This is a genomic window from Corynebacterium sp. MSK310 (assembly GCF_030227355.1).
Taxonomy (GTDB): Bacteria; Actinomycetota; Actinomycetes; order Mycobacteriales; family Mycobacteriaceae; genus Corynebacterium; species Corynebacterium rhinophilum.
The window spans coordinates 1-23,891 of record NZ_JASPFZ010000020.1 but is presented as its reverse complement, the minus strand read 5'-3'; the positions used below and the strand labels follow the sequence as shown (position 1 = coordinate 23,891).

26 protein-coding genes and 1 pseudogene are annotated in these 23,891 nt (G+C 58.6%); 11 read left to right on the top strand and 16 right to left on the bottom strand.

Features of this window, described 5'->3' with window-relative positions; translation table 11 throughout:
• Positions 1–151: 151 nt before the first annotated feature.
• Entirely contained in the window at positions 152–1,078 is a 927-nt protein-coding gene (glfT1, locus tag QP891_RS10775; RefSeq protein WP_284771108.1) for a galactofuranosyltransferase GlfT1, read from the top strand.
• 12 nt (positions 1,079–1,090) lie between these two features.
• Here the strand turns inward: glfT1 and QP891_RS10770 are convergent, their stop codons facing one another.
• From QP891_RS10770 to QP891_RS10760, 3 genes are read right to left on the bottom strand one after another with little or no spacing between them, the layout of a single operon-like run.
• On the bottom strand, positions 1,091–1,531 hold the full coding sequence (locus QP891_RS10770) for a GtrA family protein (protein ID WP_284771109.1): 441 nt from the start codon (positions 1,529–1,531) through the stop codon (positions 1,091–1,093).
• An 11-nt stretch (positions 1,532–1,542) separates the two neighbouring features.
• Positions 1,543–2,451: a plasmid pRiA4b ORF-3 family protein gene (locus QP891_RS10765; protein ID WP_284771110.1), complete on the bottom strand. Its 909-nt coding sequence runs from the start codon at positions 2,449–2,451 to the stop codon at positions 1,543–1,545.
• Positions 2,452–2,460: 9 nt separating this feature from the next.
• Positions 2,461–2,925: a hypothetical protein gene (locus QP891_RS10760; RefSeq protein WP_284771111.1), complete on the bottom strand. Its 465-nt coding sequence runs from the start codon at positions 2,923–2,925 to the stop codon at positions 2,461–2,463.
• A gap of 34 nt (positions 2,926–2,959) precedes the next feature.
• On the opposite strand from QP891_RS10760, the gene QP891_RS10755 reads away from it, so the two are divergent.
• The 5 genes from QP891_RS10755 (at position 2,960) to QP891_RS10735 (ending at position 11,269) form a co-directional block, all read left to right on the top strand.
• Positions 2,960–3,235, top strand: coding sequence for a hypothetical protein (locus QP891_RS10755; RefSeq protein ID WP_284771112.1), 276 nt, complete (start codon positions 2,960–2,962; stop codon positions 3,233–3,235).
• 126 nt (positions 3,236–3,361) lie between these two features.
• Complete coding sequence (gene dprE1 / locus QP891_RS10750) at positions 3,362–4,777, top strand: decaprenylphosphoryl-beta-D-ribose oxidase (protein WP_239269651.1); 1,416 nt, start codon at positions 3,362–3,364, stop codon at positions 4,775–4,777.
• A gap of 44 nt (positions 4,778–4,821) precedes the next feature.
• On the top strand, positions 4,822–5,580 hold the full coding sequence (gene dprE2 / locus QP891_RS10745; RefSeq protein WP_284771113.1) for a decaprenylphospho-beta-D-erythro-pentofuranosid-2-ulose 2-reductase: 759 nt from the start codon (positions 4,822–4,824) through the stop codon (positions 5,578–5,580).
• 193 nt (positions 5,581–5,773) lie between these two features.
• A complete protein-coding gene (locus QP891_RS10740) occupies positions 5,774–7,750 on the top strand; it encodes a galactan 5-O-arabinofuranosyltransferase (RefSeq protein WP_284771114.1) in 1,977 nt (658 codons plus the stop codon).
• Positions 7,751–7,825: 75 nt separating this feature from the next.
• Positions 7,826–11,269, top strand: a complete 3,444-nt coding sequence (locus QP891_RS10735) for an arabinosyltransferase domain-containing protein (RefSeq protein WP_284771115.1) — start codon at positions 7,826–7,828, stop codon at positions 11,267–11,269.
• A gap of 37 nt (positions 11,270–11,306) precedes the next feature.
• Here the strand turns inward: QP891_RS10735 and QP891_RS10730 are convergent, their stop codons facing one another.
• Complete coding sequence (locus QP891_RS10730; RefSeq protein WP_284771116.1) at positions 11,307–12,185, bottom strand: alpha/beta hydrolase; 879 nt, start codon at positions 12,183–12,185, stop codon at positions 11,307–11,309.
• A gap of 57 nt (positions 12,186–12,242) precedes the next feature.
• Positions 12,243–14,177, bottom strand: coding sequence for a M13 family metallopeptidase (locus tag QP891_RS10725; protein ID WP_284817066.1), 1,935 nt, complete (start codon positions 14,175–14,177; stop codon positions 12,243–12,245).
• 42 nt (positions 14,178–14,219) lie between these two features.
• Between QP891_RS10725 and QP891_RS10720 the strand changes: the two genes are divergently transcribed.
• The 3 genes from QP891_RS10720 to QP891_RS10710 all read left to right on the top strand — a co-directional run bounded on the left by QP891_RS10720 (position 14,220) and on the right by QP891_RS10710 (position 17,210).
• Positions 14,220–14,801, top strand: a complete 582-nt coding sequence (locus tag QP891_RS10720) for a hypothetical protein (protein ID WP_284771118.1) — start codon at positions 14,220–14,222, stop codon at positions 14,799–14,801.
• A complete protein-coding gene (locus tag QP891_RS10715; RefSeq protein ID WP_284771119.1) occupies positions 14,802–15,653 on the top strand; it encodes a PrsW family intramembrane metalloprotease in 852 nt (283 codons plus the stop codon). It begins immediately after the preceding gene.
• A gap of 225 nt (positions 15,654–15,878) precedes the next feature.
• On the top strand, positions 15,879–17,210 hold the full coding sequence (locus tag QP891_RS10710; protein ID WP_284771120.1) for an SLC5/6 family protein: 1,332 nt from the start codon (positions 15,879–15,881) through the stop codon (positions 17,208–17,210).
• An 18-nt stretch (positions 17,211–17,228) separates the two neighbouring features.
• Here the strand turns inward: QP891_RS10710 and QP891_RS10705 are convergent, their stop codons facing one another.
• The 11 genes and pseudogenes from QP891_RS10705 to QP891_RS11885 all read right to left on the bottom strand — a co-directional run bounded on the left by QP891_RS10705 (position 17,229) and on the right by QP891_RS11885 (position 22,785).
• Positions 17,229–18,077 carry a hypothetical protein gene (locus tag QP891_RS10705; protein ID WP_284771121.1) on the bottom strand — a complete coding sequence of 283 codons (849 nt, stop codon included), beginning with the start codon at positions 18,075–18,077 and terminating at the stop codon, positions 17,229–17,231.
• 72 nt (positions 18,078–18,149) lie between these two features.
• Entirely contained in the window at positions 18,150–18,458 is a 309-nt protein-coding gene (locus tag QP891_RS10700; protein WP_284771122.1) for an MGMT family protein, read from the bottom strand.
• Between the two features lie 20 nt (positions 18,459–18,478).
• Positions 18,479–19,306, bottom strand: coding sequence for a VOC family protein (locus QP891_RS10695; RefSeq protein ID WP_284771123.1), 828 nt, complete (start codon positions 19,304–19,306; stop codon positions 18,479–18,481).
• A complete protein-coding gene (locus QP891_RS10690) occupies positions 19,307–19,591 on the bottom strand; it encodes an RNA-binding S4 domain-containing protein (RefSeq protein WP_023016489.1) in 285 nt (94 codons plus the stop codon). It lies immediately after the preceding gene.
• 57 nt (positions 19,592–19,648) lie between these two features.
• Entirely contained in the window at positions 19,649–19,978 is a 330-nt protein-coding gene (locus QP891_RS10685; protein ID WP_005276253.1) for a YbjQ family protein, read from the bottom strand.
• A gap of 9 nt (positions 19,979–19,987) precedes the next feature.
• Positions 19,988–20,635, bottom strand: coding sequence for a LysE family translocator (locus tag QP891_RS10680; RefSeq protein ID WP_005276251.1), 648 nt, complete (start codon positions 20,633–20,635; stop codon positions 19,988–19,990).
• Between the two features lie 106 nt (positions 20,636–20,741).
• Complete coding sequence (locus tag QP891_RS10675; protein WP_005276246.1) at positions 20,742–21,425, bottom strand: LysE family translocator; 684 nt, start codon at positions 21,423–21,425, stop codon at positions 20,742–20,744.
• A 72-nt stretch (positions 21,426–21,497) separates the two neighbouring features.
• Positions 21,498–21,764: an integrase core domain-containing protein gene (locus QP891_RS11900; RefSeq protein ID WP_350338576.1), complete on the bottom strand. Its 267-nt coding sequence runs from the start codon at positions 21,762–21,764 to the stop codon at positions 21,498–21,500.
• Entirely contained in the window at positions 21,716–21,973 is a 258-nt protein-coding gene (locus QP891_RS11895; RefSeq protein ID WP_350338575.1) for a hypothetical protein, read from the bottom strand. The genes QP891_RS11900 and QP891_RS11895 overlap by 49 nt, the downstream gene beginning before the upstream one ends.
• 70 nt (positions 21,974–22,043) lie before the next feature.
• A complete protein-coding gene (locus QP891_RS11890; protein WP_350309208.1) occupies positions 22,044–22,205 on the bottom strand; it encodes a hypothetical protein in 162 nt (53 codons plus the stop codon).
• Between the two features lie 381 nt (positions 22,206–22,586).
• A pseudogene (locus QP891_RS11885) lies at positions 22,587–22,785 on the bottom strand (hypothetical protein).
• On the opposite strand from QP891_RS11885, the gene QP891_RS10670 reads away from it, so the two are divergent.
• On the top strand, positions 22,738–23,559 hold the full coding sequence (locus QP891_RS10670) for an NAD-dependent epimerase/dehydratase family protein (RefSeq protein ID WP_284796888.1): 822 nt from the start codon (positions 22,738–22,740) through the stop codon (positions 23,557–23,559). The pseudogene QP891_RS11885 and the gene QP891_RS10670 overlap by 48 nt on opposite strands.
• An 84-nt stretch (positions 23,560–23,643) precedes the next feature.
• Positions 23,644–23,891: transposase (locus tag QP891_RS10665; protein WP_284817065.1), on the top strand; the 248-nt coding region annotated here is incomplete at its 3' end.

The window sequence follows — 23,891 nt, the reverse complement described above, 5'->3', positions numbered from 1 at the left end:
ACTCCTGGTGCAATCTCGTAGCGCCTGATGTCTTTGAAACCGAGACTTCGGCTATACTGACCACAGCAGCATAGCTAGCCCCCGATGTGTCCACTGTCCGGGGGTCGGGCCCGAGTGTTTATCCGCGGCAGATCCATTCCCCGGTGGCAAGATGGAACGCATGACTGCCACCCTTGATTCCACCGGTACCACCGCTGCCGTCATTGTCACCCACCAGCGCGCGGAATTGCTGCGCGCCTCGCTCGAAAAGGTAGTCAACCAAACCCACCCCGTGCAGTGGGTTATCGTGGTGGATAATGGCGCCGAGGATGCGGTCCGTGACGCGGTGGAATCCCTGGCAGGCGATCGCGCGGTCTACGTGCCGTCCAAGACCAACCTGGGTGGTGCGGGCGGTTTCGCCCTCGGTTTCCTTACCGCGCTATCACTCGGCGCCGATGCCGTGTGGTGCGCCGATGATGATGGCCGCCCCGCCGATTACGGCGTATTAGAAGAGCTCTACCGCGTGGCAGGAAATAATAACCTGCACGAGGTCTCACCTGCCGTGTGCAATATCGACGATCCCGGCCGCTTGGCCTTCCCGCTGCGCCAAGGGCTGGTGTGGCGCCGCCGCATGGAGGAGCTGGAAGGAGACTTCTTGCCCGGGATCGCCTCCCTGTTTAATGGCGCCCTGATTTCCGCCGCGGCGATGCAGACCATCGGCGTGCCGGATTATCGCCTTTTCATCCGCGGCGATGAGGTGGAATACCACCGCCGCCTGGTCAACTCCGGGCTGTCCTTCGGCACAGCTTTGACCACCAGCTACCTGCACCCGGATGGCTCGGATGAATTCAAGCCCATCTTGGGCGGAAAGATGCATACCCAGTACCCGGAGGGCGAGTTCAAGCGCTATTTCACCTACCGCAACCGTGGCTACCTGCTGTGGCAACGCGGCATGCGCAAGCTTTTGCCCCAGGAATTTGCCCGCTTTGGCTGGTTCTTCTTGGTCCAACGCCACGATCCGGCTGGATTCCTGGAGTGGCTCAAGCTGCACAACCGCGGGCGCCGCGAGGATTTCCGCCGCCCCGGAAATCGCTCCTAAGGCGCCGCAGGCCTACTTTTCTTTAAAGATAAAGACACGCTGGATGGCAAAGTTGGTCACCGTCGCCACGCCCTGGGCAATGACGAAGGCGATGGTGTCTTTCACCGCGCCTTCAAAGCCTAAGGAAATCAGCGGCTCATTGAGTACCCAGTACAAGAAATTCTGCACGGCAAAGGTGGATACGTATAACACGCCCACGGTCACGGCCGTGCGGCCGGACACCTTCGTGCCAAAGGTCCAGCGCGCATTGGCCAGATAGGCAGCGATGGTGCCAAAGACCCAACCAATCGCCTTCGCCCCAGAGCGGTGCAGACCTAAATGGGTCAATAACAGCGTCAGCCCATAATCAATGACGGCGGCAAAGACGCCTACCGCAATAAATCGCACCAACTGCTGCTTCAAAGAGCTGGAGGGGCGCTTTACTTCTGCAGCATCTTCAAGTGGATTAGTCACAGGCAGTTAGCTTACCCGCGCAGCAGCGCGCGGTACATGTCTAGGCGGTACACCGGCGCGGCGGCGTCCTTACCGTAGGCACCAATCTGGGATAGCTGGTCCAAGGAGGCATCGCACAGCGCGCGAATCTCCGCGCCTTTCAAGGTATTGCCATCATCATTGACCCAGCCCAAGGCATCCATGGTGGTTTCCACCACGGAATCGGTCAGCTCCTCACCGCCCATGCAGGATATAGCCAAGGCCATGGACCAAAAAGCATCTTTGCCCTCATTGGTGACCTCGCGCGGCAGGCTGGCCAGTGCCTCGGCGGTGGCCGCCGGTAGATCACTTCCGCGGTTTAAGTCCATGGCTTGTAAGAGGGGAACAAAGTCATAGAGCTTAGTGCGTTCGATGAGCGCCCTTACCTGTGGTTTAACCTTGGCCAGGACTTCATCGGTGATCTTTTCACCGGTCAATTCCCGGTTCACCGCAGTAAGTTCAAAGGGCGCAAAGAGATTACCCGAGCCACCCACGCACAGTGCGTTGGGGGTGCCATTATCGCGGGGATAGATTTCCGCGACCACCAGCTCAAAGTCCCAGAGGCCCCAGACAAAATCGATCTGGTCGCCCTCGCGCCAGAGGAATTCGGATGCCTGGCGCTCTGGGTCAAGGCGCGGGCCGCGGGCATCACTGTGCTCGTAAAAATGCCACGGGGAGTTTTCATCTGGCAGACCGAAACAGATGTGCAGTACTTTCTGCAGCTCATGCAAGGTAAGCGCATCGCTAAAACCAATTTGGCGGTGGACTTCCCCATCCGCACGGATATTGGAGGCTTGGCAGATGACGGTGAGCGGTTCCCGCTTTAATGACAGCAGCGGGTCGGCACGACGAGCCCGTGCCTGTGAAATATCGGTGACCCCTGCATTCATGGGCCCCACCATACGCAAATTTTAAGAAGCCAGTTTTTCTATATCTCGCGCTTCCATCCCACTGATGATAAATGTAGTTGCCGCTCCGATTGCTCCCAACAGCGTCCACGGGCGCTTGACACCGCGCTTCCGCAGGAAAGACACCACCTTGCGGGACACGGCTACATCGGCCCATAGAGCAAGGCCCACTAGGATAAGCACCGCTGCCAAAATGGCCCAGAGCTTAAGACCCTTATCCGCAAATTCCTGCGGGGAGCGTGGTTCATCGCCGTCCTCTTCGGCCTGGGCATTGGTATAGGCCACCAATGCGCCAAAACCAATCGTGGACAAAACGTAGGCGGTAATAAGTCCCTTTTTGGATTTAATCCAGTCCGGGTAAGAGGTGACAATACCTTGGGCGGCCGCTTGGGTGATGCGCCCAGCCAAGGTGTCATCGAGGGCGTAATTATCGCGGGATTCTTCTGCTGCTTCGCGGTTGTTTGTCATAGCGACCACTCTAAGCGGCGGTAAGCTATTGCGCATGTACTCGGAAAAGACAGAGCATATGACCCCCGCCCAGCAAGCCGCTCAGGATGAGCGGGCCGAGGACGATAAGCGCCACGGGCACTTTGAAGCAACAGAGCACACCAATCTGCCGCTCAGCCCCTTTATGACGCGCCTTTTAGCAGAGGAAATGCCGATTTTGGATTCCACTTCGCGGCGCCGGGTGTACGAGATTTTAGGAACCTACGAAGGGCCCACGATTGAGTCCCTAGCAGGGCTACCGGAAGAAATCCGCGAGATCATGGATCTCTAAAGCGCCGCATTCGGGGCAGTCTGTGTGCCCACGATGTTTTAAATATCACGAACGTCACTCCAGCCACCGCACTATGAGCTAGGTAGGCTGGTACATCGATACAATCCGTCGAGCAAAGAGTAAGAGATGGAACTACATACCACCGAAAAGTCCCTGCACGGCTGGGGCCGCACCGCCCCCACGACCGCCCATGTGCTGTCCACGGAAGACGTGGACGTCATCAAGAATGCAGTGGCACAGGTCGCGGACGATAACTCGGACAAGCCCGCCCACCTGCGCCGCGGCGTCATCGCGCGCGGCATGGGACGCTCCTATGGTGACCCCGCCCAAAATGGCGGCGGCCTGGTCATCGACATGCAAAAGCTGAACAAGATCCACTCCATTGACCCGGAGTCCGCGCTTGTTGATGTCGATGGTGGCGTCACCCTTGACCAACTCATGAAGGCCGCGCTGCCCTATGGCCTGTGGGTTCCGGTCCTGCCGGGCACCCGCCAGGTCACCATCGGCGGCGCCATCGGCCCCGATATCCACGGCAAGAACCACCACTCCGCCGGTTCCTTTGGCAACCATGTGGTCTCCATCGAGCTGCTGGTTGCTGATGGCCGCGTTCTCCACCTCACCCCAGAAGGCAGCGAGGATGACCCGAGCGGTGACCTCTTCTGGGCCACCATCGGCGGCATGGGCCTTACCGGCATCATCCTGCGCGCTACCATCCGCATGACCAAGACGGAAACCGCCTACTTCATCGCGGATACGGATCGCACCGATAACCTGGAAGAAACCATTGCCTTCCACTCGGATGGTTCGGAGCACAATTACACCTACTCCTCTGCATGGTTCGATGTCATCTCCCCAGAGCCGAAGCTAGGCCGCTCCACCATTTCCCGCGGCTCCCTGGCCACCTTGGCGCAGCTCGAGGAATTGGCCCCCAAGCTGGCGAAGGATCCGCTGAAGTTCAACGCGCCGCAGCTGATGACAGTGCCGGATATCTTCCCGTCTTGGACGCTGAATAAGCTCAGCCTGTCTGCTGTGGGCTTGGCTTACTACACCATGGGCGCGCCGGCGAAGAACCAGGTAAAGAACTTGACGCAGTTCTACCAGCCGCTTGATCTCATTGGTGAGTGGAACCGCGGCTATGGTTCCAAGGGCTTCCTGCAGTACCAGTTCGTCGTTCCCACGGAGGCCGTGGAGCCGTTCAAGGAGATCATTCGCGATATCCAGCGCTCCGGCCACTACTCCGCGCTGAACGTATTCAAGCTCTTCGGCGAAGGCAACCGCGCGCCACTGTCGTACCCGATGCCGGGCTGGAACGTCTGCGTTGACTTCCCCATCCGCCCGGGCTTGGGCGAGCTTCTCGATGACCTGGATCGCCGCGTCATGGAGTTTGGCGGCCGCCTGTACTTGGCTAAGGAATCGCGCACCTCTGCCGAGAACTTCCACCAGATGTACCCGGGCCTAGAAGGCTGGCTCAAGACCCGCAATGACATCGACCCCACCGGGGTCTTTGCCTCCGATATGTCCCGCCGCCTCGAGCTGCACTAATCACTGGACTCATCACCACCCTCATGAAGGAGACTTTTTAAACCATGCTTAATGCAGTAGGCCAAGCCCAACACATCCTGCTTTTGGGCGGTACCTCTGAAATCGGCCTCGGCGTCGTCGCTGAGTTCCTTGAGCGCGGCCCTGCCAAGGTCACCCTGGCTGCCCGCGCCCAGTCCCCGCGCATCGAAAAGGCGCAGGCTGACCTAGAGGCCCGCGGCGCGGATGTCGAGGTCGTGGACTTTGATGCCACGGACTTTGACTCGCACCCGGCGGTCATCGAGAAGGCCTGGGAGCGCGGCGATGTCGATATCGCCATCGTGGCCTTTGGCACCCTGGGGGACCAGGAAGAGCTGTGGCAAAACCACGATAAGGCCGTGGCTTCTGCCCAGACTAACTACACCGCGCCCGTATCCTTCGGCGTGCTGTTGGCCGAAAAGTTCAAGCACCAGGGTCACGGCACCATCGTGGCTATGTCCTCTGTAGCGGGCATGCGCGTGCGCCGCTCCAACTTTGTCTACGGCGCCTCCAAGGCCGGCGTGGATGGTTTCTACATCAACTTGGATGAAGCGCTACGCGGCTCCGGTGCCAACGTGCTCGTCGTTCGCCCGGGCCAGGTTCGCACCAAGATGTCAGCCGAAGCCGGCGATGCCCCGCTGACCGTTAATGTCTCTGACGTGGCCAAGGCTACCGTGCAGGCGGTGCTGGATGGCAAGCAGTCCATCTACGTCCACCCGCTGTTTAAGTACGTCTCGCTAGCATTCAAGTTCATTCCGCAGCCCATCTTCCGCAAGCTGCCGTTCTAACCGTTTCCACTGTGCCCTGCGAACTGCAGGGCACAGTGAGTAGCGCACAGTGGGTAGCACACAGGGAGTAGCGCGCAGGGTACGCAGGGCCCTTAAAAGGCCCTCCGCCCTGCGCGCTTTGTTAGTTAATAAGCCACAGCTCACACCGCGCCTAATCCCAGAAGAGTGATTAAGGTATGCGAAACTAAAGGGCATGACAAGCCCAGCTACGCCTTCCCAAGCAGCTCCAGTGAGCGAGAAGAAACGCACCACCGCGTATCACGCAGATGCGCTACCCCACCGCTCCACCCTGCTGGGTATCTTCTTTGCCGCCCTCGGCGGCGGCATCGTCACCCTCCTTGGTTGGTATGCCTTCAAGGCGGTATCCCTGCCGTCCTTTAATACCTCCATGGTCACCCGCGCGCTATCTACCGTCGGCGTTGTCATCACCTTGGCGCTAGCGGGTGGGTTTAGCGCGTGGTGGATTTATGACCATTACAAGGAGACTTTCTCTAGGCCGCGGTGGCGCACGTGGGTAACTTATGCCGTGACCTACCTATCACCGGCCCTTTTAACCCTCGCATCCATCGGCCTGCCACTTTCGGCCTCCCGCCTCTGGCTCGATGGCGTACAGGTGGACCAGGCATTCCGCACCCAGTTCCTTACCCGCTCGGTGGATCAAATGGGCTATGCGGATATGAACTACCTGGACATGCCCACCTTCTACCCCGTGGGCTGGTTCTGGTTAGGCGGGCGCCTCGGCTCGTTGCTCGGCGTCCCGGGCTGGGAGGTCTACCAGCCCTGGTCGCTGATTTCCATTGCGGTAGCAGGCTGCATCCTCGTTCCCATCTGGCAGCACCTCACAAAATCCCTGCCGGTGGGAACCGCCATTGCGCTTACCACCACCGCCATCACGCTGACCATCGCGGCCGAAGAGCCGTACTCTGCCGTCATCGCCATGGGCATCCCGGCCATTGCAGTCTTGAGCGCTAGGGCTTTCCAGGGATCGCGCTTGTCCACCCTTGCGGTGGCGCTATACCTCGGCATTTCTGCCACTTTCTACACGCTATTTACTGGTGCGGCAGCGCTTACCGTCGTGAGCCTCATTGCGGTATTTACCGCGTTTTATGAGCGCACGTGGCGCCCCATCGTCCGCCTAATCATCATCGCGGTTATCTCTATAGCTATCGCGCTGATCGCATGGGCCCCCTATCTCTGGAGCGTGCTGCACTCGACGGCACCGCTGCAAACCACCGCGCAGCACTACCTGCCGGAAGAAGGCACGCAGATTCCGGTACCCTTCTTGTCTTTGAGCATCATCGGATTCCTCTGCCTAGTCGGCTTGGTTTATATCGTCATGCGTTTGAAGAACGCGGAGATACGCGCGCTCGGCCTTGCCCTCATCGGCATCTATGGGTGGATCGTCCTATCCATGGTGGTGACCCTAGCCGGCACCACGCTGCTGAGCTTCCGCCTCGAGGTCATCGTGGTGCTGCTCTTTGCCACCGCTGGCATTCTCGCCCTAGGGGAATTGCGCACCGTCGGCATCCACCGGCTATACCCCGCCAGCTTTTCCAGCGCGGGCAATAAGCGTCTGACCGCCGTCTTTGGTCTCATTTTGACGCTGGCGGGTGTTTTTTATGCCCAGCAGATCCCAGAGGAAAATGAGGATGCCATCGACTACGCCTACAGCGATACCGATGGTTACGGCGAGCGCGCGGATCGCTTTACCAGCGATTCCGCTCATTATTATCTGGATATCCACAACTTCATCCAGGATCAGGGCTATACGGCCAACGAAACGGTAGTCCTCACGGATGAAAAAACCTTCATGGCCTACTACCCATACTGGGGCTTTAACGCCTTTACCAGCCACTATGCTAATCCCCTCGGGGAATTCAAGCACCGCAATGACCAGATTGAAGCATGGGCGGATGAATCGTGGGACTCTACTCCTGCAGAGTTCCAAAAATCCCTCGATTCCGCACCGTGGCGCGGGCCGGATGCCATCATCTTCCGCGGTGACCTCGACAATAAAGATGATGGATTCAAGGTGCACTTGGCTGAAGATATCTATCCTAATCAGCCAAATATTCGCTACCGCGCAGTCTTCTTCAACCCCGAGGTCTTTGCGGAAGGCTGGGAGCTGGAGCAAACGGGTCCATTCGTAACGGCGGTGCGAACCCAGTAAGTTTACCCACACTTCCCCGGGGTTATCGGGGCGTGCACACTGGAACTTGGGCCAGACTGACGTACACTAATCGCCGTGTCAGATAGCCTTAAAACGAAATCAAAAGAAGCACGCCCCTCTGGGCTAAGTGTCGCCACAGCCCCTGCAGGGCTGCGCTGGACCGCGATCATCGCCGGGTTAATTGGTTTCCTGTGTTTTATAGCCACCCCGCTATTGCCAGTGAACCAAACCCAGTCTTCCTTTGATTGGCCGCAGAATGATTCGCTGCAATCTATCAATGCACCGCTTATCTCCGTGGCGCCAGAAAACCTGGAGGCCACCATCCCCATGTCCGCGGTGGATGAGCTCCGCGATGGCCAAAACATGGTCTACAGCACCGTCCCACCCGAGTCTAAGAAGGCCTCAAACCGCGGCCTATTTGTCCGCTCCGGCGATGACGGCCTGTCTGTGGTCTCGCTCGATGAGGTCCTGCTGACCTTAAGCGCTAAAGAAGTAGCGCAGCTTTCCGATGACGCCCAGCTGCACATCTCCGCCACCGGTGACGGCACCACCGTCAGCGTCGGCAAGCACAAAAAGACCACCGAGGATGACCTGCGCCCACAGGTCACCGGTGTGTATACCGAGCTCAAAGATGATGCCAATGTGCAAAGCTTGGTCGATGACGGGCTGAATATCCACGTCGATATCAACTCGCGGTTTACTTCTTCTCCCTCTCTGATTAAGTCCATCGCGATGTGGCTCGGCGTCGCCATGGTGATTATCTCGCTATTCTGCCTGTGCCGCATTGACCGCCTTGATGGGCAAAAGCTGCGCTTCATGCCAGAGACGTGGAAGAAGATTCGCCCCCTTGATGGCGTCGTCGCCGCAATCTTGGGCTTCTGGTATATCTTCGGCGCCAATACCTCTGACGATGGCTTCATCTTCTCCATGAGCCGCGTCTTCGATAACGCCACCTACATGGCCAACTACTACCGGTGGTACGGCGTGCCGGAGGCGCCATTTGGCTCACCGTACTATGACCTCGTCGCACTACTTTCGCAGATTTCCGCCGCGTCAGTCTTCGTCCGCCTGCCCGGACTGATTTCGGGCCTGATTATCTGGTTCATTCTCTCGCGGGAAATGCTGCCGCGCTTTGGGGACATCGTCGATGCCCGCCGCGTCAGCCACTGGACCGCCGCACTGATGTTCCTGGCCTTCTGGCTGCCGTATAACAACGGCACCCGCCCAGAGCCAATCGTGGCTCTAGGCGTGATGGTGACGTGGGCATCCTTTGAGCGCGCCCTTGCCACCCACCGGTTGCTGCCGGCCGCCGTGGGCACCATCGCTGCCACGATTACGCTCGCCGCTGGCCCCACTGGCCTTTTTGCGGTCGGTGTATTCCTCGTGAGCCTGCCACACCTATTCCGTGCCATGGCCGCGCGCGTGCCCGCCATGGGCGGCGGCGCTACCGGTTGGCTTAGCCTGGTTGCCCCTTTTTTGGCCTCCGGCACTGCCATCATCGTCGCCGCCTTTGGGGATCAAACCTTGGCCAGCGTTGCCGAATCCACCCGGGTGCGCTCGGAGGTCGGACCGTCGCTGCCGTGGTATTCCGAATACGCCCGTTATTCCACGCTCTTCCAAGAATCCGTGGATGGCTCGCTGACCCGCCGCTTCGCCGTACTCACCATGCTGTTTTGCTTGGTGCTCATCCTGGCTGCGTTTATCAAGGATCGCCGCGTTATTGGTGCCGCAGTCGGCCCCACCCAGCGCCTGCTCATCATCGTGGCGCTGTCGATGTTCTTCCTCATGTTCACCCCGACCAAGTGGACGCACCACTTTGGTATCTATGCCGGTGTTGCTGGGGTGATCGCTGCGCTGGCTGCCGTAGTGCTATCCCGGTTTGCGTTGCGCTCCCCGCGCGCCCGCACCTTTAGCATCGCCGCGGTGCTCTTTTTGCTCGCCATCTCCTTCGCGGGTTGGAATGCATGGTGGTATGTATCCTCCTTCGGCATCCCGTGGTGGGATCGCACGGTGCAGTTGAAGGGCGTTGAGGCCAACTCGATCCTGCTCGCCATCTCCTTGGTCGTTCTCGCGGTCGGCGTAGTGCAATCCTTGCGCCACAGCCATCGCAAATTGCAGGCCCAAGAGGAAGGCACGGAAAAAGAATTCAAGCAAGAAGCCGCCGCGAAGGTATCGCGCTCGGCCGGCATCATGTCCGCGCCCATCGCTGTAGCCTGCGCCATTGTGGTGGCTTTTTCGATGGCTTCTTTTGCCAAATCCACCGTCGCCCAGGCGGATTCCTACTCAGTGGGCAAGGGCAACCTTGCATCCTTGCGCGGTGATACCTGCTCGCTGGCAAATGAAACCTTGGTAGAAACCAATACCAATGACTCCTTCCTCACCCCAGTAGATGGTGACTTGGGCGATTCCTTGGTAGATAAGGATGAAACCAGCAACGGATTCGGGCCAAATAATATCCCCGAATCCATCGAGCCTGAGGATCAGGATTCTGCTTCTGTGGGTGCTATTGGAGATAGCTCCCAAGATTCCGACTCCACCAGCCAAGACGATGCCACCGCTGGTACGGATAAGGAATCCGGCGGGGATTCTTCTGATTCGCAGGAGACCCGCCGCGCTGGGAAGAAGGCTTCAGAAACCACCGATACTTCTGAAGGCGGTGTCCGCGGCACGCAGGGCGTCAATGGATCGACCATGCACCTGCCCTTCAACTTGGACTACACCACTGTGCCAGTCCTAGGCTCCTACACTGAAAGCCAAGAGTCGCTGTCCCAGGTAACCACGAAGTGGTATCACCTTCCGGAGACCACGGAAAATACCCCGGTTCTGGCTGTCAGTGCCGCAGGCAAGATTTATCACCACGATGTCAATGATGTGGAACAAGAGGGCATGGAGCTCACCTTGGAATACGGCACCATTGATGAGAATGGCAAGGTCACCGATAAGGGAGAAGAAGAGCTTTCCGATGTCGGCGCCACCCCCAAGTGGCGCAACCTGCGCCTGCCCATGGATAAATTGCCGGAAGAAGCCAATGTCGTGCGCCTAGTGGCCGAGGATGATTCCACCGATGAAGACGACTGGCTAGCCTTCACCCCGCCGCGCGTGCCGGAACTAGACACCATCAATAACCAGTTCCCTGCGAAAAAACCCGCACTCTTGGACTGGTCAGTGGCTCTGCAGTTCCCTTGCCAGCGCACCTTTGACCACTACGCCGGCGTAACCGAGATTCCGGAGTATCGCATCCTCCCAGATGCGGCGGCGCAGACCTCCCTGACGGATTTCCAATCCTTCTCCGGCGGCGGTGCTATGTCCACTGCGGAAGCGGTGAACTACTCCTACGAAATCCCGAGCTACCTCAATAACGATTGGGCCCGCGACTGGGGTGCCATTGAAAAGTACGAATTGCGTACCGATTCACAGGGCAATACCCCGGCCAAGGCAGAGATCGATTATGAGGACGTTACTCGTTCTGGACTGTGGAAAGAATCCGAGATGAAGATCCGGCCAGAGGGCGAGCAATAACGACCACCCCTAGCTGTGCAGCCAGCCGCAGCCGGTTTTATTGCGCCAGCTCACCGCGCAAAAAATCGGCGGCGTCCTGCACGCGCTGGCGCGCCACGGCCGGGGTGGACACGCGGTGGGTGGAGACGTAGTCGCGCTCTTTAGCTTGGGGGATGTGGACGCGATCGGCTATCTCATCCTCGGTCGCGGTCTGCACGAAGGTCTCAGGGAATTGCGTGGGCAGTTCATAGCCCACGCGGTAATCCTCCGGCAGGTTGGCCAGGGCGCCGAAGTCGGGGAAGGTGAGCAAGAGGGCATCGGCAGGCGCGAGTGCTGCTAACGCGCCGCCAGAAGAATATCCCCACGTGGTGACGTGGGAGGCGCCCTGCTCGCGGGCGTAATCAATGGCGCGGTCGACCGCCGTAACCATGTCTTTAACCGTATGTTTCGGCGCGAGCGGATAATCCACGTCAATGATCGTGGTGCCGGAAAGCTGCGCGGCGGCGGCGACCTCGGGGCACCACTGCATTTCCAGTGCCTTGCCATCGCCGCGCCACCAGCCACCGGAATGCAGTGATACCGCCCACCGGCCGGTGGGCTCGGACGGACGGAAAATGGTGCCGACCTCGGCTGATTCTACGGTAATGCCGTCTGTAAACGCCGTGCCTGGAAGCGCGTGATTAACCCCGGTGCCCAAAACCATCATGGCGGCGTGGGTGATGCGGTCTGGCAGCAGTGCGCAATACTGGTCTGCCTCCGGCGAACCACCGCCGGCCCAGGGCGGGCGGAAATCCGGCGTCTCATAATGGGCGTCGATATAAGAAACTAGCTGCTCTAGCTGTTCTTCCTCGCTCATCTGGCGGTCTTGCCCGCCGATGCGCCATTCTTGGCCGGGCTCTAGCGGCCGGTGCGGATCTTTATCGTGTGCATCAGTCATATCCCCGAGCCTACGCGTGCTCAGGGCACGTACAAGGCGTCTCGGGGAAGAACTGATTTACCAGATGGTCACCCGGTCCTCTGCGGCCAGGTACATTGCGGAGTCTTTGTCTACGTCGAAGGCCTCGTAGAACTCAGCGATATTCGCGGCGATGAGGTTGCAGCGGAACTCCGCGGGCGAGTGCGGGTCAATGGCCAGGTACTGGGTCGCCATCTCCGGGCGGATGGCCGTGCGCCAGACGCGGGCCCAGGACAAGAAGAAGCGCTGCAGGCCATTGTAGGTGTGCTCTGCCAATTCCGGCTCGGCGCCGTCAACCACAAATTCCTCTTCTTGGCCCAGCAGGTCAATGCCCTTATCAGCGCAGTAGTTCTTGTAAGCCACCACGGAAATGCCCAGTCCGCCCAGGTCACCAATGTTTTCGCCCAAGGTGAATTTGCCGTTGACGCCGGCGGATTCGGTGCCAGCCTCCTTCAGCACCGTGGGGACCTGGCCATCGAATTGCTCCACCAGCTTTGCCGTAAGCGCTTCAAAGTCCGCGCGGTCTTCATCGGACCACCAGGAGTTCAGGTTGCCCTGGCCATCGAATTGCGAGCCCTGGTCATCAAAGCCATGCCCGATTTCGTGCCCGATGACAGAACCAATGGCGCCGAAGTTCTCTGCGGCATCCGCATCAGGGTTATAAAACGGCGGGCGCAGGATGGCGGCCGGGAAGGTGATGTCATTGACCACCGGGTTATAGAAAGCATTGACGGTCTGCGGAGTGGTGACCCACTCATCGCGGTTGGCGGGTTTGCCAATCTTTGCCAGCTCATAGTCGTGGGAAAAGGCGGACCCGGCGCGGGCATTGGCAATCAGATCCGCGCCCTGGTCAGAAATCTCCAGCCCGGAGTAATCACGCCAGGTATCGGGGAAACCAATCTTGGCCTTGAACTGGGAAAGCTTTTCTAAGGCGCGCTCGCGGGTCTGCGGGGTCATCCACTCCAACTGGGAAATGCGCTCGCGGTAGGCGGCGATGAGGTAGTCCACCAGCTCATCCATCTCGCGCTTGGAGGATTCTGGGAAGTGCGCGTCTACGAACTCTTTGCCAATTTCCTCTCCTACCAGGCTTTCTGCCAGGCCCACCGCGCGCTTCCAGCGGTCGCGCTGCTGGGTGGCACCAGAAAGCCGGGTGCCGTAGAACTCGAAGTTCTTGGCGCCTACTTCTTCCGGCAAAAGGGCCGCGCGGGAGCGCAGAATGTGCCAGGTAGCCCACAGCTGCCAATCGGCCATGCGGTCAGCGGTAAAGAGCTTTTCCAGGTGCTCCAGGTAGGACGGCATCATATTGACCACGCGGTGCTCCGGCAGCTTTCCACCAGCGAGCAAGGCTTGGGTGATGGAAGGCAGCTCAGAAAATTCGCACGGGTTATTGGTCTTTACCGCATCGCGGGTAGAAACCACATCCCAGTGACCCGCCGCCAGTTCCTTTTCCAGGCCCACGATGCGCTCGGCGGCTACCTCGGTGCCGAGGCCAAATAGGCGGGTGGGCTCGATAAAGCCCAGCATCTCCGCCACGTGCTTTTCGTAGGCGGCCAGCGTTTCTGCGTGCGCTTCTTCGCGGTAGTAGGCCTCATCCGGCAGGCCTAGCCCGGATTGCACGATATAGGCAACGGCCTCTTCCGAGCCCGAGTCTTTTTCCACCCAGAACGTCGCCGGCGCCCCCACGCCCTCGCGCTCGAGCTCGCCCAAGCGGTGCGCCAATTCCGTGGGATCGGCCGCACTCAGGCGGTCAAGGTCCGCATCCAGCGGGGCCATGCCGGCATTGTTGACGCCCGCGGTATCCATGAAGGATGCATACAGCTTGCCGGGGCGACCATCGTTGTCTTTAACGATGTCATGAACTAGTTCTTCTGCTTCATCGCGCAGGGCGTGGAAAGTGCCATCCACACCGCGGTCATCTGGGACAACGTGATTTTCTACCCAAGGTCCGTTGACTAATTGATAAAGATCTTTCATGGTTGCCACTGTAGGCCAAACCTTCCAGTTAAGGTATGGACTATGGAAAAATTCCGCTTTCCACCAGCCCGGCCGCGCGTCCTATTTATCGCTGTCCTTGCCTTTGTGACGTTGGTCCTCGCCTTGCCCGCCATCGTCCACGCGGTGCTACCGCCACACCACGCCGATGTGGAGCAGGTAACCCTGTCTGATCCCAGCCAGGACTGGGATATTACCGTGTCCGATCTGTACTGCGAGCGCGACTATACTTCGCTGGCTAGCGTTGGCTGGACCTGCGGTGACGCCTCCGTGCAGGCGGTCATCGTGGAAGATACTGACGACGACGAGCACACCCTGCGCCGCATGGTCCGAGCCTATGGCATGGCTCCAGGCCTTCCCGAGGGCGAGGTCTATGAAGGAAAAGATGGTGCCCTCGCGCTTGCCGATGCCCCCTCCTCCACCGCCGCCATCTCCATCAACGGCACCGGTGCGGACGAGAATAAGGACTGGGTGGTCACCGTCACCGGAGATTCCGCGGCAACGCGCACGACCACTGAACGCATCTGGAAAGCCTTTGGGCAAGAGGAACTACCAGAAGAATTCACTGCTGATATCGCGGAGTTTTCTGGAAAGGCCTTGGTATAAATGTCTAAACTTTTTCGCACCGCGCTGTGGATTTTCTCCGGCCTGGGACTTATCGGTTTTATCTCCCAGACGGTCATCACCCTATTGATCTCACCGCTGATGGGCATTATCAGCATCCTCATCGCAGCGGTTCTTGTGGCAATTGTCATCGCGGTATTGCAGCTGAGCCCCATGTGGGCGCGCCCGGCGCGCGTATGGGCACCACTTGCCTTTTTATGGGGTTCTGGCATGGCCATTAGCTTGGCGGCTATAAGCTCCACACCGGTCATGCAGCTCGCCATCAATTCCGGGTGGGTCGATTCCTTCATGTCATGGAGCGGCGCCTATCCCGAAGAGATTTCCAAGGCCGCCGGCGTTTTATTCGTCCTGATGTCCTTCCGCCAGCTCAACCGCCCCTGGCACGGGTGGATGGTCGGCGCCGTCGTTGGCCTAGGCTTTGAAGCCAATGAAAACATCCTCTACGGCTCCATGGGCGCTACCACTCACCCGGATAGCGATTTCGTTGGGCTCGTACAGATGTGGGGCCTGCGCCTTATCGCTGGCCCTGGCCTGCACGTCTTGCTCACGGCCCTAGCCGGTTGGGGCATCGGCTGGGCTCTCTACGCTGCGGCCAAGCCGCTCTGGTGGCGCATCGGCGTGGCTCTCGGCTGCCTCGCGGTATCCTTTCTCCTGCACTTTGGCTGGAATTACCTGCACGATTCCGATACCGCGGCCGTCATCCAAGCCCTTTCCGTGGCAATCATCTTGTACCCGCTGAGCATCTGGCTCATACTGCGCGGCAATAAATACGCCAACAACGATGACAGCTATAGCCATAGCACTGCGGAGGACGCGCTAGTCTTCACGCGCTAATGCCCAGCGTGCTTGTTCTCCCAAAATTGTCCAAAACAACCGCATTCCGCAAAAATTTCTCCCGATTTTCGGTGAAACGCGGTTGCTTTGGACGCCTAAGCCTTCTGGAACCCACCCCAGTCGCATAAATATGTGGTTTAAAGCACATGTTGGTAGTGGGCTTCGCTACACTTTCTACAAGGCGCTTTTGCCACTAATCCTCCATTTTAAGGACTGAGGACCTTCATGAATGCCCCAACCCACGAGTCCCGCACGGATGACAGCACGGAAAGTACCAAGGGGGCAGCTCCAACAAATTCCGCAGAGGAAGTCAACCGGCAAAAGGCGGTGGGCTCCACCCTTTCTTGGGTCATCGCGCTTTTTGGCACCGGTGTTGGTGCCGGCATCCTCTTCTTGCCGCTCAACGCAGGCGCCTTCGGATTTTGGCCGCTCATCTTTGCCACCGTATTCATCTTCCCGTTGGTGTATTTTTCCCACCGGACCTACGCCCGCATAGTCAGCGGCGCGCCACAAGAACAACACGGTAAAGATGTCCTGGAGCTGGTGCGCTACTACCTTGGCCGCAATAGTGGCCTTTTCATCGCCGTCTTGTATTGGCTAGCCATCGTGCCGACGGTGCTCATTTACGGCATCAGCATTACCAATGTGGTCGATAGCTTCATCGTCAACCAGCTCGGCGGGCCGAGCATCAATCGGTGGATATTGTCCATTGCCTGCGTGGGCGTTATGACGGGCCTTTTTGCCATCGGCCGCCGCCCCATGCTGTGGCTGGCCCAGATGCTGGTCTACCCGCTCATCGTCGCCCTGGCGGCAACCTCCATTTATTTGATCCCCAAGTGGGATTTCGAAAGCTTCCTCAACGTTGAATACGAAGGCGGCCTCTGGGGAATCCTTAAGGGCATCCTGCTTATCCTGCCGGTGCTGGTCTTTTCCTTTTCCCACATGGCCGCGCTATCGCAGTTCTCCGTCGACGTGCAGCCGGCCTACGGCAAGAAGACGGAGAAGTTCGTCTCCCGCGTAGAGCTCTATACCGCTGCAATGCTCGTGGTATTTACCATGTTCTTCGTCTGGTCCTGCGTTCTCGCACTTGGCGCGGACGGGATGAAGGAGGCGGTCGATCAAAACATCCCGGTGCTGTCTTATTTCGCCAACGTCACAGGCACGCCATTCATTGGTTATATGGCACCGCTTATTACCATGTGTGCAATCATTTCTTCCTACTTTGGACACATGCTTGGTTCCGAGGAAGGTACAGAATATCTACTGCGCATTGCCGTGCCCCGCATGGCCAATAAGCTCTCGCGCCGCGCACTGCTCAACACCATCTATGTCATCGTATTCGTGGCAACGACGCTCGTCGCCGTCTTCAACCCCTCCATCATGGACATGATTTCGGTGGTTGGCGGCATCTTCGTGGCATTCTTGGTCTATCTGGTGCCGGTCTACATGTTTAAAAAGGTCGATGACTATTCCCAGTTCAAAAACGACATCTGGAATTACTTCGTCTTCGGCATGGGACTTGTCATCATGGCCGTGACTGTCTGGAACCTGATCTAAAAACCAGTCCCTCGGCGCTTATTGGCACACCCGAACTTGGCTTACCTGTGCTAGGGCTTGATTAACGTTTGCGCACGCTTGGCGCTCAAGGTCGGCCGCGGTGCGGGTGGCATCGCGAAGCGCCTGCTGCGCAGGTCCTTGCAGGTTGAGGTCGTTTTCAATGCGCGCGCCGATGGCTTCACTGGATCCGCCGACTGGGGCATTGTTGACACCGCGCATGACATCCGCGGTATGGGTCTGCGCATCGCCGTACGTGTTGGCGGCTACGGTAAACCCATGCCCAGTAGATACGGAGGCGTGGATGGTGCGATCATCAGACCAGCCGAATTTGGTGCCCCATACTCCGGGAATGTGATCGGTGCCGAAATCCTGTCGGTACCCATCCGCAGCAACGGGAGCTGCGGTAGCCATTCCCGCGAAAATGGGCGCCGCGATGGGATCGTGCTGGATCTCAGCAGTAAACCGCGCGACATCTTCGGTTGAGGTCTGCGTGGTTCCCCAGTAGCCGGTGTAGTGAGTCTCACTCAGCCCAAATTCCTGGATGATGCTGGGAATGGCCTGCGGGTAACGTCGGTCCAAGTCGCTGGCCACGTTATCGTCACTGTAGCGAATCATATGCTCCACTTTGGCCTTATCGGCGGCAGAACCATACTTGAGCACCCAATATCCCAGGTAGAGCTTGCTCAAGGACAGCGCCGGGCGGGACTCGTGGCTATTGGCGGTAGAGACGGTAGCGCCAGAATCGTGCCTAACGGTGATTTGCGTACGATCAGGCACGGAATGGGGATCAAGGCTGACCGCTTGGGCAGCAGGAATGGTCACGAAGGAAAGTGCGGTAACGAGAGAACTTATTGCCAGCTTTTTCATAACGCATATAGCGTAGCCGGGGTTCTACATCGTCGCAGGCTATAAGTGCAAAAAGTTCCCTTATTGTACTATCTATTGCAGCAATACTTCTAGGTCCCGCGCGTCCATGCCGTGCTTATGCATGGCGACGCGCCCGTGGGAATGCTCGATGCCCTCACGGTCCCAGTATTCTTCCGCGCGAACGGGATCGTGGGAGGCACCATTGGCGCGGACCACGCGCCACCAGGCGGCGTTACCTCCATGCCTATTCATGACGGTGCCGACGTTGCGGGCCCCGCACCCAGCGAGTTTTGCCACCTCCCCGTAGGAGGACACATTCCCGGGCGGGATAGCGGCCACGATGGCTAGCACGCGCTGTGCCAAATCAGAGGAGTCTGACATAAACGCCTCTCTCCCCGCGTTTAGTCCCTGGTGGGGTTGAGCACGTCATCGGATTCGGTGGGTTCATCCTCGGGCGCATCTTCTACCTCAGTCAGGGTGATGGTGGCCCCGGTGGAATCCGCGAGCAAGCACATGCGGCCAAAGGGGGAATCCCATGGTTCACGGATGATTTCACCGCCGAGCTCTACCGCTTTCTCGGCGGCGGCATCGATATCGCGCACCCCTAGGTAGGTCTGCCAGAAGCTCGGCACCTGGGGCGGGAACTGGCCTTCGGCATTCCACAGGCCCGCGAACGGGGCGCCGTCTTCTTCCGCGGTGGCGTAAATGAAATTCTCGTCCTCGGACTCCATGGCGCGAATCTCCCAGTTAAAAAGCTCGCCATAAAAGTCCATGGCCTGCTGGAATCGCGTCGTAGCGGTCAGCTCGTGCCATACCGGGGTGCCGGGTTCGCCACCGGCAACGAAGTGCTCCGGGCCGGAAGGCTGGATGAGGCCGAACATGCCACCGGCGGCATCGGCAAGCAGGGCCATGTGGCCCAGCTGCACGGGCTGGGGCGAGGCCAAGATGCGCCCGCCGAGGTTCTCCGTGCGCTGGCAATCGCCGTCGATGTCCTTGGAGAGGAAATAGGTCACCCAGGTATCCGGCATGGGGGCTTCCTCCGGCTGCGGGATGAGGCCGGCGATGGGAAGGCCTTGCAGGCGCGCCATCTGATAGGGGTTGTCCTCCTGGGTCTCGGCCGAGATTTCCCAGCCCAAGACCTGCTCATAAAAGTGGGCGGACTTGCGCGGATCCGAGGTGGTCAGATCGATCCAGTAGGGCATGCCTACTTCGGCTTCAAATGCGGGCATTTATAGATTCCTCCACTTTTCCGGATCAAAGTCATCATCTGCGGTGGCTTCATCAAAATAGTCATCGTCATCGTCAGGCTCGCCTACGCGCGCGCAGGTGCCTTCGATGCACACCTCATCGCCAATCTGCAGCGTGGCGCCGCGGCGGGTCTCGGTGTCACCGTTGACCGTGACCGCGCCTTCTGCGATAAGTTCCTTGGCTTCACCACCGGTGCCGACCAAGCTGGCCAGTTTAATAAACTGGCCCAATTTGATGGACTCGCCAGAAATTGCAACCTCAAGCATGCCGCCCAGCTTACCCAGAGCCCGTTGCCGCGCGGCTATGGGTGGGGGTGGACAGGCTTAGTCACGCGCGCGCAGGGAGACCGCCGTGCCCGTGGCGGTGACCAACAGCATGTCATTATTGGTGCCCATTGGGGAATAGTCGAAGGCGATGCCCACCACGCCATCAGCGCCCAATTCCTGGCCGCGGCGCCACAATTCATCCAGCGCCGCCTCGCGGGCCTTGATGGCTTCGCTTTCATAGCCAGAGGCGCGACCACCGGTGATATTGCGTATCGATGCCCCAAAGTCTTTGAGCATATTGATGCCGGTAACAGTCTCACCAGCGATGATGCGCAGGTATTTGGTGATTTCATAACCGTCGACGGTATTTGTGGTAGTAAAAATCATAACTTCAGGCTACATCGCAATAAGCCCGCGGATGCCTTCAAAGAGGATAACCACGCCGAGGAGCAGGAAGACGATGCCACTGACGATGTCCACCCACGCCGAGTTCTTGGCCATCCACTTCGATACCGCGCGCGTGCTCAAGCCGACGCCGACGAAGAGCACCAAGCTTTCCAGTACCAGTACCGCGGCGACGACGACGTTTCCGCCCACGCCCATTCCTGGGTCGATGAAATTGGCAAAGATGGCGCCGAAGAAGATGACCACCTTGGGGTTGGAAAGATCGCAGACCAACCCCATGCGGTAGGCCGTCTTTGCCTTGATGATGCCGTCCGGGGTGAATCCGCGCGGTTGGGGTGCCTGCTTTTCCGTGCCCACGACGGTGGCGGGTGCGCGCCGTTCCCGCAGGCCGGAGGAAATCGCGCTATAGGCCATCCACAGCAGATAGCTGCCGCCTAGGACCTGCAGGAGCACCAGGATGCCCTCATGCGTAGAGATCAATGCCGAAAGCCCGGCGAGCGACGCGATGGTCCAGAGGGCAAGGCCTGTCGTGCTGCCAATGGCCACCCACACCGCCGCGCGGGTGGACCGCGCACCCAGGCGGATAATCTGCACTACATCCGGCCCCGGCGAAGCCATGGCCGCGAACCATACGCCCATCAGGGTCACAAGGGCACCTATAGCCACCTAACACCTCCACATTCGTATGCATTTTTACTAACGCATTCAACTGTAGGAAGTGTCTCACCTGCAGCGAAACAGGTAACTACTGTGACTTCAGCAGCGCGGTGGCGCCCTCCCCGGCCATCACCACACCGAGCAGGCCAAAGACGAGGCCTGAGACCATATCGATGCCGGCGGAATACCGCGCCGTCCACCGCGCGGCCGCGCGCACGAGCAGCGCAAAGGCGGAAAACCACGCGAAGGACATGGCCGCGAGGATTAACGCCACCGCGATAGTCCACCCCACGGACATATCCGGGCGGATGAATTGGGCGAATACCGCACCGAAAAATACAAGAGCCTTGGGGTTCGACAGGTTAGTCACCAGCCCCAGCTTGAAGGCCCGCCAGTTGGTCATGTCTTCGACGTCGGCATCGCCAGCCGCCCGCGCCTGGTCCGCATAGTCTTCCGTGTCCACCTCGCGGGCGGGTGCGCGCCGCGCGGCTAACCCACTGCGCAGGGACGATACGCCCATGTACAGCAAGAAAAGCCCACCGAGCAATTGCAAGATGCTCAGCACGCCCGGCCGCGCCGTAATTAGCGCCGATAACCCGGCCAGGGAGGCGACAATCCAAAAGACCGTCCCGCTAAATACCCCCACCGCGCACAATAGCCCGGCGCGCGTGGATCGTGGGGCCACGCGGATGACCTGCACGATATCCGGGCCCGGAGACACCAAAGCCGCGAGCCAAATCCCCATCAGGGTAAGAAGTGAGGAAATGGTCATGAACTAGATCCTTGTACCAGATAGAGGTTTCAGTCTGTAAATAATAGTAGTGAAGTGTCCCGAGTTTTGTTCCTAGGCATTTGCCTTGATTTCTATTATTCCCTGTTGCGGGTTTTTCTTCCACAATTCGGTTTCCGCCTCGGCTGGGGTTCGGTATCCCAGGCTTTGGTGGAGCCTTACCTCGTTCCACCATGACACCCACTCGAATGTGGCGATTTCTACCTCGATAACGTCATTCCACCTGCGAGTATGGATGAGCTCGTTCTTGTAGGAGCCGTTAACGTTTTCAGCTAGAGCATTGTCGTAGGAGTCACCGACAGTCCCAGTAGAAGCAGTGATCCCGTGTTGGGAAAGGCGCTCGTTGTAGACAATGCTGACGTACTATAAGCCGTGATCCGAATGGTGAATAAGGCCTGTTGTTTCCCTCGCACACTTGGGTCGCTTGGTTGAGTGCTTGCAGCGGTAATGCCTGAAGTGCGCATCGAGTCCGATAATGCCCATCCGACGATCCGTCGGGAGTAAACGTCAGTGACAAATGCGGTGTACACAAAGCCTTTCTTCGTGCGCGCGTAGGTAATGTCGGCCACCCACAGCTTGTTCGGGCCTTGGGCTTTGAATTCACGCTCGACCAAGTCTGGGCGCAGATCCGACACGTTGAGGTGTGCGCGTTGTGATTGGTGATCTGCCTTTGCCTGTGCCAGAAACACCAGCCAGGCGCATCAGCCGGGCGGTTTGTTCGCGACCGATATCGATTCCGTCACGGTGAAGTGCATGCCACATCTTCCGCACACCGTAGACACCGTCATTATCCCGATGAATGGCACCAATGCGTTCAATCAGCACAACCGTCACGAAGGCGACGAGCGCTTAAGCCCTCGGGCTTTGGACTGGCGATAACCACGCGCGGTGATGAACCCACCAGCCCGGTTATTTTTCAACGCCAGTGCAGATGAACTCGACAGAGAAACAATCCCGGTATTTATCGATGAACCGGATCATAACCGGGGCTTGGGGCCTGGTCGTGAGGCGAAAAAAGCTGACGCGGCCTTCAGCAACTCGTTGGTATCTCGAAGCTGGTGATTTTCGCGGCGTAGCCACGCGTTTTCGGCGGCCAAATCTTCAGGCACAGGTTCTGGGGTGTTTCCCACGCGGCGGGCAGGCTTAAGTCCATTGACGAGCCGTGTGCCATGAAACCCCCAACTTTGGAGCTACTGCCTGGCATGCGGCTTGCATCGACATATTTTCCGCCAAGATGCGGTCTTCCACGAGACGGACCACACGGTCCTTTGCATCCTGGTCAAATTTTCTTGGCATGTTCCAGATTTTCCCATCTACTCAAACGGAACAAAACCTGGGACACTTCACGTGTGAGAAGGTTTCGTGCACAACTAGTGACATGAACTTTTTATTGCTCGGTGGTACCGGTTTCCTTGGAGGACACATAGCGACTGCAGCAGTCGAGCGAGGACATGAAGTTACTTGCCTTGCAAGGGGTAACGGGAAGGTTCCCAACGGAACTGACTTTGTGAGTTCGGACCGTGACCGTGACGGTGCGTACGATGAGGTTGCGGGGAAAACGTGGGACACCATTGTGGATCTGACGAGTCAGCCGAAGCATGCGCGGGATGCGGCGGCGAAACTCGAGGCCAAGCATCGTATATTTGTGTCCTCGAGCAGCGTATATGAGGATCAGGGAAGTATTTCTTCTGAGTCTGATTCCGTAGTCGCTCCGCTTGAAATTGACTACATGAAGAACATGGGGCAGTACCCAGCCGCAAAGTCTGCTTGCGAAACGATTTATCGCAGCACAAATCGGTCGGTAATGGTAGTTCGATCCGGTCTGATCGCCGGCTACGGCGACGAAACAGGGCGCAGTGGTTACTATCCGTGGCGCTTCGCGCATCCCACGGGTGAGAACGTGATCGTCCCAGACCCGGCGTTTCCCGTCGCTATGATTGATGTGAAAGACCTTGCAGGCTGGATAGTTGAGTCTGCAGAAGTTGGGACTTTCGGAACCTTTAACGCTACGGGGTTTGCTACTTCCTTGTCCGATGTGTTCAAGATTTCGCGTGAGTTAACCGCATCGGAGGCTACGGAACGGTTACGTCCACTAGTGTGGTGTAACGCTTGCTGATGGTGGGCCCCGGAAAGTAGTGGGCGGCCACCGCCAGTTAACCTTTCGACTCAACTACCACATCTCAGCGAAAGGCCTATGACGATGACCGCTGCACCGCATTCTATCGACCCGACAGCCTATCTGGATGATCTGCTCGCCCAAGCATCTCCGGATTTGATGCGCCAGATGCTGCAAGGGTTTATCAACCAGATCCTCTCCGCCCAGGCTGACACCGTCTGCGGCGCCGAATACGGAGTTGTCTCCACCGAGCGGGTCAACCACCGCAACGGGTATCGCCACCGCGACCTTGACACCCGTGTCGGCACGATCGACGTGGCGGTGCCGAAACT

Bases quoted from the DNA above. Each gene is read 5' to 3' on its own strand.
- QP891_RS11890 (WP_350309208.1), bottom strand. From the start codon at position 22,205: ATGTGGCATGCACTTCACCGTGACGGAATCGATATCGGTCGCGAACAA.
- QP891_RS10715 (WP_284771119.1), top strand. From the start codon at position 14,802: ATGTCTAAACTTTTTCGCACCGCGCTGTGGATTTTCTCCGGCCTGGGA.
- glfT1 (WP_284771108.1), top strand. From the start codon at position 152: ATGGAACGCATGACTGCCACCCTTGATTCCACCGGTACCACCGCTGCC.
- QP891_RS10720 (WP_284771118.1), top strand. From the start codon at position 14,220: ATGGAAAAATTCCGCTTTCCACCAGCCCGGCCGCGCGTCCTATTTATC.
- QP891_RS10675 (WP_005276246.1), bottom strand. From the start codon at position 21,425: ATGACCATTTCCTCACTTCTTACCCTGATGGGGATTTGGCTCGCGGCT.
- QP891_RS10695 (WP_284771123.1), bottom strand. From the start codon at position 19,306: ATGCCCGCATTTGAAGCCGAAGTAGGCATGCCCTACTGGATCGATCTG.
- QP891_RS10740 (WP_284771114.1), top strand. From the start codon at position 5,774: ATGACAAGCCCAGCTACGCCTTCCCAAGCAGCTCCAGTGAGCGAGAAG.
- QP891_RS10705 (WP_284771121.1), bottom strand. From the start codon at position 18,077: ATGAAAAAGCTGGCAATAAGTTCTCTCGTTACCGCACTTTCCTTCGTG.
- QP891_RS10730 (WP_284771116.1), bottom strand. From the start codon at position 12,185: ATGACTGATGCACACGATAAAGATCCGCACCGGCCGCTAGAGCCCGGC.
- QP891_RS10685 (WP_005276253.1), bottom strand. From the start codon at position 19,978: ATGATTTTTACTACCACAAATACCGTCGACGGTTATGAAATCACCAAA.
- QP891_RS10680 (WP_005276251.1), bottom strand. From the start codon at position 20,635: ATGGGCGTATGGTTCGCGGCCATGGCTTCGCCGGGGCCGGATGTAGTG.
- QP891_RS10765 (WP_284771110.1), bottom strand. From the start codon at position 2,451: ATGGTGGGGCCCATGAATGCAGGGGTCACCGATATTTCACAGGCACGG.
- QP891_RS10760 (WP_284771111.1), bottom strand. From the start codon at position 2,925: ATGACAAACAACCGCGAAGCAGCAGAAGAATCCCGCGATAATTACGCC.
- dprE1 (WP_239269651.1), top strand. From the start codon at position 3,362: ATGGAACTACATACCACCGAAAAGTCCCTGCACGGCTGGGGCCGCACC.
- QP891_RS10725 (WP_284817066.1), bottom strand. From the start codon at position 14,177: ATGAAAGATCTTTATCAATTAGTCAACGGACCTTGGGTAGAAAATCAC.
- QP891_RS10755 (WP_284771112.1), top strand. From the start codon at position 2,960: ATGTACTCGGAAAAGACAGAGCATATGACCCCCGCCCAGCAAGCCGCT.
- QP891_RS10670 (WP_284796888.1), top strand. From the start codon at position 22,738: ATGTTCCAGATTTTCCCATCTACTCAAACGGAACAAAACCTGGGACAC.
- QP891_RS10710 (WP_284771120.1), top strand. From the start codon at position 15,879: ATGAATGCCCCAACCCACGAGTCCCGCACGGATGACAGCACGGAAAGT.
- QP891_RS10700 (WP_284771122.1), bottom strand. From the start codon at position 18,458: ATGTCAGACTCCTCTGATTTGGCACAGCGCGTGCTAGCCATCGTGGCC.
- QP891_RS10690 (WP_023016489.1), bottom strand. From the start codon at position 19,591: ATGCTTGAGGTTGCAATTTCTGGCGAGTCCATCAAATTGGGCCAGTTT.
- dprE2 (WP_284771113.1), top strand. From the start codon at position 4,822: ATGCTTAATGCAGTAGGCCAAGCCCAACACATCCTGCTTTTGGGCGGT.